The 14,725-nt window shown below is 66.6% G+C and carries 14 protein-coding genes and 1 pseudogene; 10 read left to right on the forward strand and 5 right to left on the reverse strand.

Annotated elements, in window-relative coordinates; genetic code table 11:
* Nucleotides 1-5 precede the first annotated feature (5 nt).
* The 5 genes from rbbA to DER72_RS07120 all read left to right on the forward strand — a co-directional run bounded on the left by rbbA (nt 6) and on the right by DER72_RS07120 (nt 7,551).
* Nucleotides 6-2,777 carry a ribosome-associated ATPase/putative transporter RbbA gene (gene rbbA / locus DER72_RS07100; RefSeq protein WP_181395622.1) on the forward strand — a complete coding sequence of 924 codons (2,772 nt, stop codon included), beginning with the start codon at nt 6-8 and terminating at the stop codon, nt 2,775-2,777.
* A 3-nt stretch (nt 2,778-2,780) separates the two neighbouring features.
* Complete coding sequence (locus DER72_RS07105) at nt 2,781-3,902, forward strand: ABC transporter permease (RefSeq protein ID WP_103968352.1); 1,122 nt, start codon at nt 2,781-2,783, stop codon at nt 3,900-3,902.
* 90 nt (nt 3,903-3,992) lie between these two features.
* Nucleotides 3,993-5,369 (forward strand): hypothetical protein, encoded by a 1,377-nt coding sequence (locus DER72_RS07110; RefSeq protein WP_146064582.1) that lies wholly within the window; start codon nt 3,993-3,995, stop codon nt 5,367-5,369.
* The gene (locus DER72_RS07115) at nt 5,366-6,307 is read left to right on the forward strand and encodes a VacJ family lipoprotein (protein WP_103968354.1); all 942 of its coding nucleotides are present in this window, start codon (nt 5,366-5,368) and stop codon (nt 6,305-6,307) included. Before DER72_RS07110 ends, DER72_RS07115 begins: the two co-directional genes overlap by 4 nt.
* 152 nt (nt 6,308-6,459) lie before the next feature.
* The gene (locus DER72_RS07120; RefSeq protein ID WP_110069306.1) at nt 6,460-7,551 is read left to right on the forward strand and encodes an alkene reductase; all 1,092 of its coding nucleotides are present in this window, start codon (nt 6,460-6,462) and stop codon (nt 7,549-7,551) included.
* A gap of 50 nt (nt 7,552-7,601) precedes the next feature.
* Here the strand turns inward: DER72_RS07120 and DER72_RS07125 are convergent, their stop codons facing one another.
* Genes DER72_RS07125 through DER72_RS07135 form a run of 3 tightly spaced genes read right to left on the reverse strand, consistent with a single transcriptional unit; the run spans nt 7,602 to nt 9,022 of the window.
* Nucleotides 7,602-8,099: a MarR family winged helix-turn-helix transcriptional regulator gene (locus DER72_RS07125; protein WP_110069307.1), complete on the reverse strand. Its 498-nt coding sequence runs from the start codon at nt 8,097-8,099 to the stop codon at nt 7,602-7,604.
* Between the two features lies 1 nt (nt 8,100).
* Entirely contained in the window at nt 8,101-8,586 is a 486-nt protein-coding gene (locus DER72_RS07130) for a glutathione peroxidase (RefSeq protein WP_103968357.1), read from the reverse strand.
* 19 nt (nt 8,587-8,605) lie between these two features.
* A complete protein-coding gene (locus DER72_RS07135; RefSeq protein ID WP_110069308.1) occupies nt 8,606-9,022 on the reverse strand; it encodes an organic hydroperoxide resistance protein in 417 nt (138 codons plus the stop codon).
* A gap of 170 nt (nt 9,023-9,192) precedes the next feature.
* Between DER72_RS07135 and DER72_RS07140 the strand changes: the two genes are divergently transcribed.
* From DER72_RS07140 to DER72_RS07155, 4 genes and pseudogenes are all read left to right on the forward strand, one after another.
* On the forward strand, nt 9,193-10,224 hold the full coding sequence (locus DER72_RS07140; protein ID WP_110069309.1) for an aldo/keto reductase: 1,032 nt from the start codon (nt 9,193-9,195) through the stop codon (nt 10,222-10,224).
* A 64-nt stretch (nt 10,225-10,288) separates the two neighbouring features.
* Nucleotides 10,289-10,594: pseudogene (locus DER72_RS07145) on the forward strand (zinc metallopeptidase); the annotation flags it as partial.
* Nucleotides 10,595-10,657: 63 nt separating this feature from the next.
* On the forward strand, nt 10,658-10,897 hold the full coding sequence (locus DER72_RS07150; protein WP_103968360.1) for an AbrB/MazE/SpoVT family DNA-binding domain-containing protein: 240 nt from the start codon (nt 10,658-10,660) through the stop codon (nt 10,895-10,897).
* On the forward strand, nt 10,885-11,211 hold the full coding sequence (locus tag DER72_RS07155) for a type II toxin-antitoxin system PemK/MazF family toxin (RefSeq protein WP_200825229.1): 327 nt from the start codon (nt 10,885-10,887) through the stop codon (nt 11,209-11,211). Before DER72_RS07150 ends, DER72_RS07155 begins: the two co-directional genes overlap by 13 nt.
* Before the next feature lie 7 nt (nt 11,212-11,218).
* Here the strand turns inward: DER72_RS07155 and cmoB are convergent, their stop codons facing one another.
* Together cmoB and cmoA are read right to left on the reverse strand one after the other, a co-directional pair.
* The gene (gene cmoB, locus DER72_RS07160; protein ID WP_110069310.1) at nt 11,219-12,211 is read right to left on the reverse strand and encodes a tRNA 5-methoxyuridine(34)/uridine 5-oxyacetic acid(34) synthase CmoB; all 993 of its coding nucleotides are present in this window, start codon (nt 12,209-12,211) and stop codon (nt 11,219-11,221) included.
* 1 nt (nt 12,212) lies between these two features.
* The gene (gene cmoA / locus DER72_RS07165) at nt 12,213-12,956 is read right to left on the reverse strand and encodes a carboxy-S-adenosyl-L-methionine synthase CmoA (RefSeq protein ID WP_110069311.1); all 744 of its coding nucleotides are present in this window, start codon (nt 12,954-12,956) and stop codon (nt 12,213-12,215) included.
* Nucleotides 12,957-13,041: 85 nt separating this feature from the next.
* Here cmoA and pgi point away from each other — a divergent pair, with 85 nt between their 5' ends.
* Entirely contained in the window at nt 13,042-14,724 is a 1,683-nt protein-coding gene (gene pgi, locus DER72_RS07170) for a glucose-6-phosphate isomerase (protein ID WP_110069312.1), read from the forward strand.
* Nucleotide 14,725 lies beyond the last annotated feature (1 nt).

Genomic DNA, 14,725 nt, shown 5'->3' on the forward strand with positions numbered 1-14,725 from the left:
GTGTGATGGAAAACGGGCCGGCAGCCCCGCCGGTGGCGCGATTGAGCGAGGTAGGCGTGCGCTATGGCAAAGTCCAGGCGCTCGATGCGGTTAGCCTCGATGTCCCGGCCGGTTGCATGGCCGGGCTGATCGGCCCGGACGGGGTGGGCAAGTCCAGCCTGCTGGCGCTCATTGCCGGCGCGCGCGCCATTCAGACCGGCCGGGTCGAGGTGCTCGGCGGCGACATGGCCGATGCCGGCCATCGCCGCCGAACCTGCCCGCGCATCGCCTACATGCCGCAAGGGCTGGGTCGCAATCTCTACCCCACCCTGTCGGTGCGGGAAAATCTCGATTTTTTCGCACGACTGTTCGGCCATGACAGGGCCGAGCGTCAACGGCGCGTCGAGGCGCTGACCCGTGCCACTGGTCTGTTCCCGTTTCTGCAGCGTCCTGCCGGCAAGCTCTCGGGCGGCATGAAGCAGAAGCTCGGCCTGTGTTGCGCGCTGATCCACGATCCCGAGCTGCTGATCCTGGATGAGCCCACCACCGGCGTGGATCCGCTCTCGCGGCGGCAGTTCTGGGAACTGATCGACGCGATCCGGGCAAATCAGCCCGGCATGAGCGTGGTGGTGGCGACTGCCTACATGGAAGAGGCGGCGCGCTTCGACTGGCTGGCGGCGATGGACGGTGGGCGGGTGCTGGCCACCGGCAGCCCGCAGCGCCTGCTCGAGCACACCGGCGAAACCTCGCTGGAAGCCGCCTTCATCCGCCTGTTGCCGGAGGAAAAGCGCCGCGATTACCGGGCGGTGGAGATCCCGCCTCGCCCCGGGGGCGACGGCGACATCGCCATCGAGGCCGAAGATCTGACCATGCGTTTCGGCGATTTTACCGCGGTGGACCGCGTGAATCTGCGTATTCCTCGCGGCGAGATCTTCGGCTTTCTGGGCTCCAACGGTTGCGGCAAGACCACCACCATGAAGATGCTCACCGGCCTGCTGCCGCCGACCGAAGGCCGAGCCTGGCTGTTCGGGCAGGAAGTGGACCCGCACGATCTGGCCACCCGCCGCCGGGTCGGCTACATGTCGCAGTTTTTCTCGCTCTACACCGAGCTGACGGTGCGGCAGAACCTCGAACTGCACGCACGGCTGTTCCAGGTACCCGCCGCGGAGATCCCGCGGCGCGTCGAGGAGATGGCAACCCGCTTCGATCTGGGCGCGGTGCAGGGTAGCCTGCCGGACCAACTGCCCATGGGGCTGCGCCAGCGCCTGTCGCTGGCGGTGGCCATGATCCACAAGCCCGAGATGCTGATCCTCGATGAGCCCACATCGGGGGTAGATCCGGTGGCGCGCGACGCCTTCTGGCGCCTGCTGGTCGAGCTGTCGCGCCAGGACGGGGTGACCATCTTCATCTCCACCCACTTCATGAACGAGGCCGAGCGTTGCGACCGCATCTCGCTGATGCATGCCGGCCGGGTGCTGGTCACCGAGGCACCGTCATCACTGGTTGAACAGCGGGGCGCGGAGAATCTCGAAGAAGTTTTTATCCATTACCTGGAACAGGCCGCGGCGCAAGCGCGCCGCGATGCGCCGCCGGAGGCGGAAGCGGAGGCTGACGCATCGCTGTCGGGCACGGCGCCGACCCGCCACGCCGAGCCGCAGGGCTGGCGGCGCTGGTTCGACCCGCGGCGTATGGCGAGCTACGCCCTGCATGAAGGCCTTGAGCTGCGCCGCGATCCGATCCGCCTGACCCTGGCGCTGGTTGGCAGCGCCATTTTGATGTTCGTGATGGGCTACGGCATCAGCCTGGATGTGGAAGATCTGACCTTCGCGGTACTGGATCGTGACCAGACCACGGTCAGCCGCGATTACACGCTCAATCTGGCCGGATCCCGGTATTTCATCGAGCGGGATCCGATCGCCGACTACGTCGACCTCGACCGTCGCATGCGCTCCGGCGAGCTGAGCCTGGCCATCGAGATTCCGTCCGGGTTCGCCCGTGACCTCGCCCGCGGCCGGCCCGTCGAGATCGGTGCCTGGATCGACGGCGCGATGCCCGCCCGCGCCGAGACCGTGCAGGGCTATGTACAAGGGATGCATGCCCACTGGCTGGCCACTAGGGCGCGCGAGGCCGGCTACGGCGATGCGTTGGCAGGCCTCGTCGACATCGAAACCCGGTTCCGCTACAACCCGGACGTGAAAAGCCTGGTGGCCATGGTGCCGGCTGTGATCCCGCTGCTGCTAATGATGATCCCGGCCATGCTCGCGGCGCTCAGCGTGGTGCGGGAGAAGGAGCTCGGCTCGATCACCAACTTCTACGTCACGCCCACCACGCGGCTGGAGTTCCTACTCGGCAAGCAGTTTCCCTATCTGGTGCTGTCCTTCCTGAGCTTCCTGTTGCTTACGCTGCTGGCGGTCACCGTCTTCGGCGTGCCTTTGAAAGGCAGCTTCGCGACGCTCGCGGCGGGTGCGCTGCTCTATGTCGGCGCCGCCACGGCTGTCGGCCTGTTGATATCGACCTTCACGCGCAGCCAGATCGCGGCGCTCTTCGGCACCGCCCTGCTGAGCATCCTGCCGGCGGTCAACTACTCCGGGTTGATCGACCCGGTGTCGTCGCTGGAGGGCGCGGGGCGGGTGATCGGCGAGCTCTACCCGACCACGCATTTCGTCACCATCGCCCGCGGCACCTTCTCGAAGGCGCTGGGCTTTGCCGACCTCCGGGCTGCCTTCGTGCCGCTGGCACTGGCCGCGCCGATCCTGCTCGGGCTGGCCGCCATGCTGTTGAAGAAGCAGGAGCGCTAACACATGCGCCTGACCAATATCCTGCACCTGGGCATCAAGGAACTGCGCAGCCTCGTCCGCGACCCGATCATGCTGGTGCTGATCACCTATGCCTTCACGGTCGGCATCTACACCGCCGCCACGGCCATGCCGGAAACCCTCAACAAGGCGCCGATCGCCATCGTCAACGAGGATCAGTCGCCGCTGTCGTGGCGCATCGTCAGCGCCTTTTATCCACCCTATTTCATGCCCCCCGAGCTGATCGATCAGGCCGAGATGGACGCGCGCCTGGACGCCGGGCTGGCGACCTTCGCCCTGGACATCCCGCCCAATTTCCAGCGCGACCTGCTGGCCGGGCGGCGCCCGACCATCCAGCTCAACGTCGACGCCACGCGCATGAGCCAGGCCTTCACCGGCAGCGGCTATGTCCAGGCCATCGTCGGCGACGAGGTGCGCGCCTTCGCACAGCGCTATGGCGACGTGGCGGAGTTGCCGGTCGAACTGGCGCTGCGCGCGCGTTTCAATCCCGAACTCGATCAATCCTGGTTCGGGGCCATCATGGAGGTCATCAGCAACGTGACCATGCTCTCCATCGTGCTCACCGGCGCGGCACTGATCCGCGAACGCGAGCACGGCACCGTGGAACACCTGTTGGTCATGCCGGTCACCCCCTTCGAGATCATGACGAGCAAGGTCTGGGCGATGGGGCTGGTCGTGCTGGCCGCCACAGCGGTCGCCCTGACCGTGGTGGTGCAGGGCTTGCTTGCGGTGCCGATCGAAGGCTCACTGTCGCTGTTCCTGGCCGGGGCGGCGCTGCATCTGTTCGCCACCACCTCCATGGGCATCTTTCTCGGCACCGTCGCCCGCTCCATGCCCCAGTTCGCCCTGCTGCTCATGCTGGTGCTGCTGCCGCTGCAGATGCTATCGGGCGGCTCCACGCCGCGCGAGAGCATGCCGGAGTTCGTCCAGTTCGTGATGCTGGCCGCGCCCAACACCCACTTCGTGATGCTGGCCCAGGCGATCCTCTACCGGGGTGCCGGTTTGGCGGTCGTCTGGCCGCAGTTCCTCGCCATCGCCGCCATCGGGTCGGCGCTGTTCGGCCTCGCGCTCCTGCGTTTCCGCCGTACCATCGGCGCCATGGCCTGAACATGCTAGGAGAAGCGGTGTATGCTGGCATTTGAATCACTTTGCCGTGACGGTTGAGGGCCATTTTGTCGCATGAGTGATGGAGCAGCCGTGTTGCCGACCAAGAAACCCCGGGCCACCCAGACAGTTGCGTGGCGTGGGCTCCTCGTCGGCCTGCTGCTCTCGACCGCGACGGCGACCGCCGGCGCCGCCGACACACCTGTCGTGCCCGACTCCTATCCGGCCGGCGGCGTCTCCGAGGGGCTGATCACCTCCGCGGGGCTGCGCGCGACGGTGTTCGGACCCGACGACGACGCGCTCGCCGAGCTGCCCGAGCGCGTCCCGGCACGCGAGATCGCTTTCCGCGTCGATGGCGCTCGACCCACGCCAGATCTCTACTGGTTCAATCGCAAATTGCGCGTGTGGGCGTCACTGCAGCCCGAGCCGGCCGAGCTGGTCGTCGTGATCGCCGGCACCGGCGGCGGCGCGAACACCGCCAGTCAGCGGCTGCTGCGTCGGGCGCTGTACGCGGCCGGCTACCACGTGCTGACGGTACCGTCTCCGACCTCGCCGCGTTTCCTCGTCGCGGCGTCGGACACCGGGGTCGGCGGCGATCTTACGCAGGATGCCCTCGATCTGCGTCGCGCGATCCACCAGTCGCTGCAGCACTTGCCGCGCGGTACCGAGATCACGGGGCTGCACGCGGTGGGTTACAGCCTGGGCGGTAGTCACGCGGCGGTGATCAAGGCCCAGGACGACGGGCTGGCGCCGCTGGATGTGCACCGGGTGGTGATGATCAACCCGCCGGTCAGCCTGTTCGCATCGGTCGAGCGCCTCGACCGGCTGTTCGAGCGTGCCATCGGCGCCAACGATGACGCGATCGAGCGCTTCTACCAGCGACTGTATGCTGACCTGTCTGCGCTCTACCGGCAGTCCGACACGGTCGCGATTGACGAATCGTTCCTGTTCGCCGCCGCCTCACGGCTGCTGACCAGTGACGACGAGTTCGCGGCGGCTATCGCGCTCTCGTTCCGGCTCGCGCTGATCGACCTGTTCTTTGCCGGCGACCTGTTCGCGCGCAGCGGCGTGGTCGTCGACCCCGCGCGCCCGCCGCGCGTCCGCGACAGCCTCGACGGATACCTGCGCGAGCTTCGCACGATGTCCTTTCGCGAGTACTTCGAGCGCGTGTTCGCGCCCTTCTACCTCGATGCCCGCCCGCACTGGACGCGCGAACGGCTGATCCGCGACAACAGCCTCACACTCATCGCTGACGCCTTGCGCGACGGGCCCGACTACTACGTGCAGCACAACGCCGACGACCTGATCCTCGGCGCCGACGAGCTCGCCTGGCTCGAGGAAACCCTTGGCGAACGCATCGTCGTCTACGACAGCGGAGGCCACCTCGGCAACCTCGGCGAGCGCCGCCAGATCGAGGACATGCTGGCGATGCTCGCGGGCCGATGGCCGCCTGAGGAGGGGCAGCCATGAGCGGGACGCAGGGGTACCGAGCAGCGGTCCTGGTGCTGATCGGGCTGCTGGCCGGTTGCGCGACGCCGGCATCGATGCCCGGCAGTACCGCGCCCGCCCCGCCGCCAGCTGATCCCGGCCCCGTGGCCGCCGGGGCGAGCGAGGTTCCGTCCCCGGACGGCTCCGGCGACCCCGAGGATGCCGCCGCAGCGCCACCAGCCGACCTCGGCGCGACACTCGACACCTGGGACCCGTGGCACCGGTTCAACCGCGGCGTCTACCGCTTCAATGCCCGCTTCGACGAGGCGATCCACCTGCCCGTCGCGGCCGGTTATCGCCGCGTCGTCCCCCGCGAGGTGCGCACCGGCATCGGCAACTTTTTCAGCAACCTCGGCGAGATCGGCAACACCGCCAACCACCTGCTGCAGGCGCGCCCCGGCCAAAGCGTGCGTACCGCTGGACGCTTCCTGATCAACTCCACGCTCGGGATCGCCGGGCTGTTCGACGTGGCCGACCGCTTCGGGCTGTCGCCGCACCCGACCAGCTTCGGTGACACGCTGGGCCGGTGGGGCGTCGGTCAGGGGCCCTACCTGGTGCTGCCGATACTGGGGCCATCGACACTGCGCGACGGCCTGGGCGCCGGCGTCGATCTGGGCATCGACCGTTCGGTGAACGTCGCCGATCTGTACAGCGGCGACTCGGCGCTGGTGCTGGGCACGGTATTAGCCATCGACGCCCGTTCGCGGATTTCGTTCCGCTATTACGAGAGCGGGTCGCCGTTCGAATACGAGCTCGTGCGGTTCCTGTACACGCGCAAGCGCGCGATCGAGACCGGGGCGATGCGGGCGCCGGCACCGACGGAGGCCGAGCCCCGCGCCGGAACCGAGACTGACCTGCCCGCCAGCAAGCATGACGGGTCCGACGACCCGGCTCGCGAGGCTGGCATCACGCAGCGCTGATCAGAGCCGGCACCGGATCGGAGACACGGCTGACCCGCGGTTTGGGTGCCCATGGCCGTTAGTGTTCCGAGCTGTGCAAAAAGACTCGAGCTTAATTCCCTTTCGATTCGGGTGATCCAAAATCAACATCATCGTCAAAGGAGAAGAAAAACATGAGTCGTAACGAGCGGGATTTATTCTCACCGGCAACGGTTGCGGGCCATCAGTTGCAGAACCGCATCGTGATGGCGCCGATGACGCGCAACCGCGCCATCGGCAACCTCCCCAACGCCCTGATGGCGGACTACTACGCCCAGCGCGCTTCGGCCGGCCTGATCGTCACCGAGGGCACCAGCCCTTCACCCAACGGCCTGGGGTATCCGCGCATCCCCGGACTGTTCTCCGACGCACAGGTACAGGGCTGGAAGGCCATCACCGACGCGGTGCATGCAAAGGGCGGGAAAATCTTCGCCCAGCTCATGCATACCGGACGCATCGGCCATCCGAACAACCTGCCGGAGGGTGCGCGGCTGATGGCGCCTTCGGCAATCGCCGCCGCCGGCGAAATCCACACCGACAACGCCGGCCCGCAACCGCATCCTGTGCCCCATGAGATGCGCCCCGATGAGATTGCCGATACCCGCGAGGAGTTCGTTCAGGCAGCGAAGAACGCGATGGCGGCAGGTTTCGATGGGATCGAGTTGCACGCGGCCAATGGCTATCTGCTGGAGCAGTTCATTCGCCCCACCTCCAACCGGCGCACGGATGCCTATGGCGGACCCATCGAGAACCGCGCCCGCTTCGTGCTGGAGGTCGCCAGGGCCGCGGCCGAGGCCATCGGCGCCTCAAGGGTCGGCATCCGCCTCTCGCCCCACGGCGTGTTCAACGACATGCCGCCTTATCCCGAGATGGACGCCGACTACACCTATCTCGCCGGGCAACTCGGCACGCTCGGGCTCGCCTACCTGCACATCGTGGATCACTCGGCCATGGGTGCGCCGGAGGTGCCGGAGCGTATCAAGGACGCCATGCGCGAGGCTTTCGGGGGGCCGGTCATCCTCTCCGGCGGCTACGACCCCCGGCGCGCCCAGGCGGATCTCGATGCCGGCAAGGCGGAGCTGATTGCGGTGGGGCGCGCCTTTCTGGCCAATCCGGATCTGCCGCGGCGCTGGCGCGAGAACCTGCCGCTCAACGCACCGGACATGGAGAGTTTTTATACGCCCGGCGCCAAAGGCTATACGGACTATCCAGCCTATTCGGCATAGCCACTCTCGATCCACCCGGAGGTCACCTCGGTCGACCTCCGGGTGATCAGTCATTCGGCCGTCAGCTCAGCCAGCGATGGATCACGCAACCCGGCCAGCAACTCATCCAGCAGTGCTGCAAGGGCCTCGATCTTTTTGGGGGGAAAATGCGCCTTGGCAGCCAGTTCAGTAGGCACGCAGGCGCACTGCGAGCGCAGCGCATGGCCGGCCTCGGTCAGGTGAATCTCGACGATGCGTTCATCATCTTGACGGCGCTGACGCTGCACCAGGCCCTGCTGTTCGAGCCGCTTGAGCAGCGGGGTCAGGGTGTTGGTATTGAGCAGGGCGCGCTCGCCGATATGCGACACCGGGCAGGGCGCCTCTTCCCACAGGATCATCAGCACGATGTACTGCGGGTAGGTCAGCCCGTGCGGCTCCAGCATGGGCTGATAGAGCCGCGTGATCAGACGCGAGGCGGCGTACAGGCGAAAGCACAACTGAAGATCGAGGCGCAGCGGATCCTCGGGCAGGGCATCGCCGGGAGGTGCTGATGGTGACCGTCTCTCCATCTCAGGCCGCTCCGAGAGCCTTGGCAAGGTGCTGATCGTTCTTGTCCGGAGGCGTGGTCGGGGCGAAGCGGCGCAGCGGCTGACCGTCCCGGCCGATCAGGAACTTGGTGAAATTCCACTTGATCTGGCGACCGACGAGGCCAGGGAGCTGCATGCTCAACCACTTGAACAGCGGATGCGCGTTGGGCCCCTTGACCTCGACCTTCTCGAACATCGGGAAGCTCACGCCGTAGTTGACAAGGCAACTGCCTTCGATGGTATCGGTGTCGCCGGGCTCCTGATTGCCGAACTGGTTGCAGGGAAAGCCCAGCACCACGAAGCCCTCATCGGCGTATTTGCGATACAGGGACTCCAGGCCCGCGTACTGGGGCGTAAAGCCGCATTTGCTGGCGGTGTTGACGACCAGCGCTACCTGCCCGACGTACCGGGAAAGCTGAACCGGCTCGCCGCGCAGAGAGCGGGCCTGAAAATGATGAAATTCGCTCATGGCATTCTCCGGGGAAGGCTCAGCGCAGCTCCAGCGCGACGTCGACGTTACCGCGTACGGCATTGGAATACGGACAGACGGCATGCGCCTGGTCCACCAGCGCCTGGGCCTGTTCCCGCGGCAGTCCGGGCACGGTCACCGCCAGCTTGACCGCCAGCGCGAAACCGCCCTGGTCATTGGGCCCGATGCCCACCGTGGCGTCGACGCGGGTTCCCTCCAGGGTGATCTTCTGCTGCCGGGCGACGTGGATCAGCGCGTTCTCGAAGCAGGCGGCATAGCCGGCGGCGAACAGCTGCTCGGGGTTGGTGCCCGTGCCGCCACTGCCCCCAAGGCTCTTGGGCAGACTCAGTTGCAGGTCCAGCGCGCCATCGTCGGTGGTCACGTGGCCGCTGCGGCCGCCGGTGGCCGAGGCATGGGCTTCATAGAGGATGTTCATTGCGTGTGCTCCTCTCCTGATATGGTGTATTGCACAATCATATCGCACGCGATATAGTCGTACAAGACGCCTGTGGCGTTTCATGATGCTCAAGCGGTTGAGTCGTTGTCCGTCGGTGTCGATTGGCAACGGGGCTGAACACGAGTCTTTTGATAAAAAGGAGAGTGGTCATGCAGTATCGTCAATTGGGTCAATCTGGACTGTTGGTATCGGAATTGTGCTTCGGCACGATGTCGTTTGGTGCCAAGGGCTACTGGGAAGTGGTCGGTGGCCTGGATCAGGCGGCGGCGCAGCGCCTGGTCGATATCGCCATCGACGGCGGCATCAATTTCTTTGATACGGCGGATGTCTATTCCCACGGCCTCTCGGAGGAGATTCTCGGCAAGACCCTGAAGGGCAAGCGTGATCAGGTGGTGTTGGCCACCAAGGTGCGTGGCCGCATGAGTGCCAACATCAACGACGTGGGTCTGAGCCGACACCACATCATCCAGAGCTGCGAGAACAGTCTGAAGCGTCTGGCCACCGACTACATCGATCTCTACATCGTGCACAGCTTCGATTTCATGACGCCGCTGGAGGAAACCCTCTCGGCGCTCGATGACCTGGTGCGACAGGGCAAAGTGCGCTATCTGGGCTGCTCCAACTACTTCGCCTGGCAGCTCATGAAGGCGCTGTCGATCTCCGAGCGCAAGCACCTGGAGAAGTTCATCTCGCTGCAGGCCCACTACTCACTCGTTGCCCGCGACGTGGAATATGAACTGGTGCCGCTGTGCGAGGACCAGGGCCTGGGGCTGACGCCTTGGTCGCCGCTGGCCGGGGGCTTCCTGACCGGCAAGTACCCGCGCGACAACCCGAAGGCCCACGAAGGCCGCCGTAGCCGGGAAGAACAGAACTTCCTCCAGCTCGACGAGGACCGCGCCTACGCCATTTTGGACGAAGTGCAGCGAATCGCGACTGAGCGCGACGTAAGCCCTGCCCAGGTGTCACTCAACTACCTGCTGCGCAAGCCGGCGGTGAGCTCGGTGCTGATTGGCGCCACCAGGCCGGAGCAGCTCAAGGACAACCTCAATACCGTGGCGTGGTCGCTAACGCCCGAGGAAGTGGCCGGGCTGGATGCGGTCAGCGAGCCGCCGCGCATGTATCCCAAGTGGATGCTGGATTTCACCCGTCTCGATAGGGACGATCCCAACATGATGCTTTGATCATGTCCGGATCCTCGGGCAGAGCGCTACACAAGGAGAGTAGTTCATTACAAGGGGAGTAGTTCACTACGACCCCGAGGCGCGCCGGGTGCGGCTCTCGCCGGAGGCCTACGGCGGACGCTCGCTTACCGCAGTGACGATGGCGGCCCACGAGGTGGGCCACGCCATCCAGCATCATCAAGGGTATGCGCCCTTGCTGGCCCGAACCCGCCTGGTGGCAGTGGCCCGGCAGGCCGAGAAACTCGGCGCGGTACTGATGATGGCCGCCCCCTTCCTGTTCGTGCTTACCGCCTGTGCCTTCACCTATGTGGCGGCGTCGCTGGCCAGCATCCTCAACCTGGGGCGCTGGCTGGTGATCCTGCGGCGTTGACATCCTGGCAGGCTGGGAGTAATAACTAAGTTATTACTACTGCGGCGAGGCTGGAGGCGTGAAATGCGCACACATCTCAGGAAGATCGGCAATTCGAAAGGCGTGCTGATTCCGGCGGCCATGCTGGCTGAGCTGGGGATCAGTGATGAGGTCGAGATTCACCTGGAGGGGCAGCGGCTGGTGGTCGAGCCCGTCAAGCAGCCGCGCCGTCACTGGTTCAATGGTTATGATGCCAGTCGCGACGAGGCGGCCTGGGAGGATCAGGTCGAAGCCGAGGTGGATGAGGATGAGTGGCAGTGGTAGGTCGCGATATCCGCCGTGGCGAGGTCTACTGGGTCAACCTCGATCCGACGATAGGCACCGAGGTCCGCAAGACCCGCCCCGCGCTGGTCATCTCGCCCGACGACATGAATGCCGCGCTGCCCAGAATCATCGTGGCACCGGTCACCAGCATGGGGCAGCCACTTGGCTGCCGACCCGCTCTGCGCTTTCAGGGCAAGCCGGCACGGATACTGCTCGATCAGCTGCGCTGCATCGACAAGCGTCGAGTCCTGGGTAAGATGGGAGAGATCCCGCCATCCATCTGGCATGCCACCCTGCTGGAGATGTTCCGATAGTGAATCCTCATCTGGGCCGGTTGGCCATCACCACCGCGCGGCGCGGGGCGGGGTAGCCCTCGCGGGTCTTGTTCGGATTGTGCGCATCGAGGAAGTCGGCCAGCGACTGGAAGGTCATCCACTCGGTAGAGCGCTGCTCCTCCAGGGAGGTGAATGCTTCGTCCACCACCCGCACGTTGACGAAGCCGCAGCGCTCGAGCCACTGGCACAGCGCCAGGGACGACGGCAGGAAGTAGACATTGGGCATGGCGGCGTAGCGCTCGCCGGGTAGCAGCACCGTGGTGGCGTCGCCTTCCACCACCAGGGTCTCCAGCACCAGCTCGCCGCCGGGGCGCAGAGCGTCCTTGAGCTGCAGCAGGTGCTCCAGCGGGGAGGGGCGGTGGTAGAGCACCCCCATGGAGAAGACCGTATCGAAGAAGGCGAGCCCCTCGGGGACCTCCTCGATGCCCACCGGCAGGAAGTGGGTGCGATGGCCGTCGGCGTCGCCCACGAAGTGACGCAGCGCCTGGAACTGGTAATAGAAGCGCGGCGAGGGGTCGATCACCAGCACGAAGGCGGCACCGGCGCCGGCCATGCGCCAGGCGTGGTAGCCGCTGCCGCCGCCCACGTCGAGCACCCGCCTGCCGGTCAGCGGAGCCAGGTGGGGGGAGACTCGCTGCCACTTCCAGTCGGAGCGCCACTCGGTGTCGATGTGAATGTCGGCGAGCCGGTAGGGGCCCTTGCGCCACGGCGCGAGCTTGCGCAGCAGGTTCTCGCACTGGCGCCGCCGGCTGTCGTCGAGGGGGCAATCCACCGTTACGGTATCGACGTCCAACCGGACGTCGCGAGCCTCGGGCAGGTCGGGCAGCTTGGCCACCGCCTTCTCCCAGGCCGGCAGATCGCCGTAGCGCTTGCGGTCGAGGCCGCGGGCCAGCTGTTCCGGCAGGCGGGCGAGCCAGGAGTCCAGCCCCTGATCGATGAAGGCGCGATAGAGCGGGCGGTGTTCGGCAGGGATCGCCACCTCAGGCCTCCTTGAACGCGATCAGCGAGGCGAAGTTGAGGTACTGGAACCAGGTCAGCGAGCGCGGGAAGCCGGCCCGCGCCAGGCGCGCATGGTGGGCTTCCAGAGTGTCCGGCACCAGCACGTTCTCCAGCGCCGTACGCTTCTGGCTGATCTCCAGCTCGCTGTAGCCGTTGGCGCGCTTGAAGTCGTGGTAGCGCTCCACCCGCCAGGCGTTGTCGCGTTCGTCGGGATCGACCACCTTTTCCGAGAGTACTAGCACTCCGCCCGGTTCCAGCGCGGCATAGAGTCGAGCGAGCAGGGCTTCGCGATCCTCGGGGGGCAGAAACTGCAGGGTGAAGTTGAGGATCACCAGACCCGAGGGGCAATAGTCGAGGGCACGGATATCGCCCTCGATCACCTCTATGGCGTGGTCGGGGCACTCGGCGGCCAGGGTCTCCCGGGCGCGGGCGACCATGGCCGGGGAGAGGTCCACGCCCGTGTAGCGGAAGGCCTCCGGGGCGAGCTGACCGGCCAGGGCCAGGCCGCCGGCGCCCAGCGAGCAGCCCAGGTCATAGACCCGGGCGCCATGGCGCAGGTGGCGGCGGGCGATCAGCCCCAGCATCCCCAGGATCTGTCCGTAGCCCGGCACCGAGCGGCGGATCATGTCCGGAAAACAGGCGACCACCCGTTCATCGAAGGAGAAGCGCGCGACCCGGTCCAGGGGTGTCGAAAAGATCGCGTCACGGTAAGATGCGTCACTCATGGGCCAAGCCGGAATCATGCGGGAAAGGCCGACATTCTACGCCTCGGCCGCCCCGTCTGCACGACAGGACGTCAAGGAGGAAATCATGCCCACCCAGCCGATCGATCAGCGCAGCGCCTGGCGCGACCTGGCGAGCCACGCCGGGACGATGCGAGAGCGCCACCTGCGTGACCTGTTCGAGGCCGAGCCGAGCCGCCACCTGCGCTTCACCCGCAGTGCCGCCGGCCTCACCCTGGACCTCTCCAAGCAGCGCTGGTCCGCGGAGACCCTGACACGCCTGCTGGCCCTGGCCGAGCAGGCGGATGTCCCCGGGGCGATCCAGCGGCTGCTGGGGGGCGAGCGGGTCAACCTCAGCGAGGACCGCCCGGCCCTGCACACCGCTCTGCGCCTGCCACAGGACGCCTCGCTGGTGGTGGAGGGCGAGGACCTGGTGCCCGGGGTGCACCGCACCCTCGACCGCATGGAGACCATGGTGGAGCGCTTCCATACCGGCCAGTGGCGTGGCGCCACCGGCAGGGCCATCCGCGACGTGGTCAACCTCGGCGTCGGTGGCTCGGACCTGGGCCCGCTGATGGTGACCCACGCGCTCTCCGACTACCGGCTGCGCGACGTGCACCGGGTGGGGGTGCATTTCGCCTCCACCATGGACGGCTCCCAGCTCGCCGACTGCCTGGCGCGCCTCGACCCCGAGACCACCCTCTTCGTGCTCTCCTCGAAGTCCTTCACCACCATCGATACCCTCTCCAATGCCCGCACCGCCCGGGACTGGCTGATGTCCCGCCTGGAAGGGGAGGAGGGCGTCGACGCCGAGCTGGTGATGCGCCAGCACTTCATCGGCGTCTCGGCGAGTCCCGAGAAGATGGCCGAGTGGGGCATCGCCCCCGCGCACCAGCTCGAGTTCTGGGAGTGGGTCGGCGGGCGCTACTCGCTGTGGGGCGGCATCGGCCTGCCCATCGCCCTGGTGGTGGGCATGCCGCGCTTCCGCGAGCTGCTGGCCGGGGCCCACGCCCTGGACGAGCACTTCCGCACCGCGGCACCTTCCGACAACCTGCCGGTGCTGCTGGCCCTGGCGGGGATCTGGAACGTCAACTTCCTGGATATCCGCGCCCACTCCATCCTGCCCTACGACGGACGCCTGGAGTACTTCGCCGCCTACCTCGAGCAGCTCGAGATGGAGTCCAACGGCAAGTCGGTGACCGCCGAGGGGCGCGAGGTGGACTACTCCACCTGCCCGGTGCTGTGGGGCCAGCTCGGGCCCAACGCCCAGCACGCCTTCTACCAGCTGCTGCACCAGGGCACCCAGGCGGTGGAGTGCGACTTCATCGCGCCGCTGCGGCGCTACGACGAGGTGACCGACGACGCCACCCGCCGGCACCTCAAGGGCCAGCACCGCCTGACCCTGGCCAACTGCTTCGCCCAGTCGCGGCTGCTGGCGCTGGGCGACGATGCCATCGACGAGCCGGGAGAGCGCCCCGGGCACAAGCGCTATCGCGGCAACCAGCCCTCCACGACGCTGCTGCTCGACGAGCTGACCCCGGCCACCCTGGGCGCCCTGATCGCCCTCTACGAGCACAAGGTCTACGTCCAGGCGACGATCTGGGGCATCAACCCCTTCGACCAGTGGGGGGTGGAGCTGGGCAAGCAGATCGCCGGCGAGACCCAGCGCATCCTCGAGGAGCGCCAGGGGGCCGAGGCGATGGATGCCTCCACGCGCGCGCTGATCGAGGCGGCCTGGGCGGCCGACAGCAACGGCAAGGTCGCCACGTGAT

The organism is Halomonas sp. A11-A, from assembly GCF_003182195.1.
In the GTDB taxonomy this organism is placed as follows: domain Bacteria; phylum Pseudomonadota; class Gammaproteobacteria; order Pseudomonadales; family Halomonadaceae; genus Halomonas; species Halomonas alkalicola.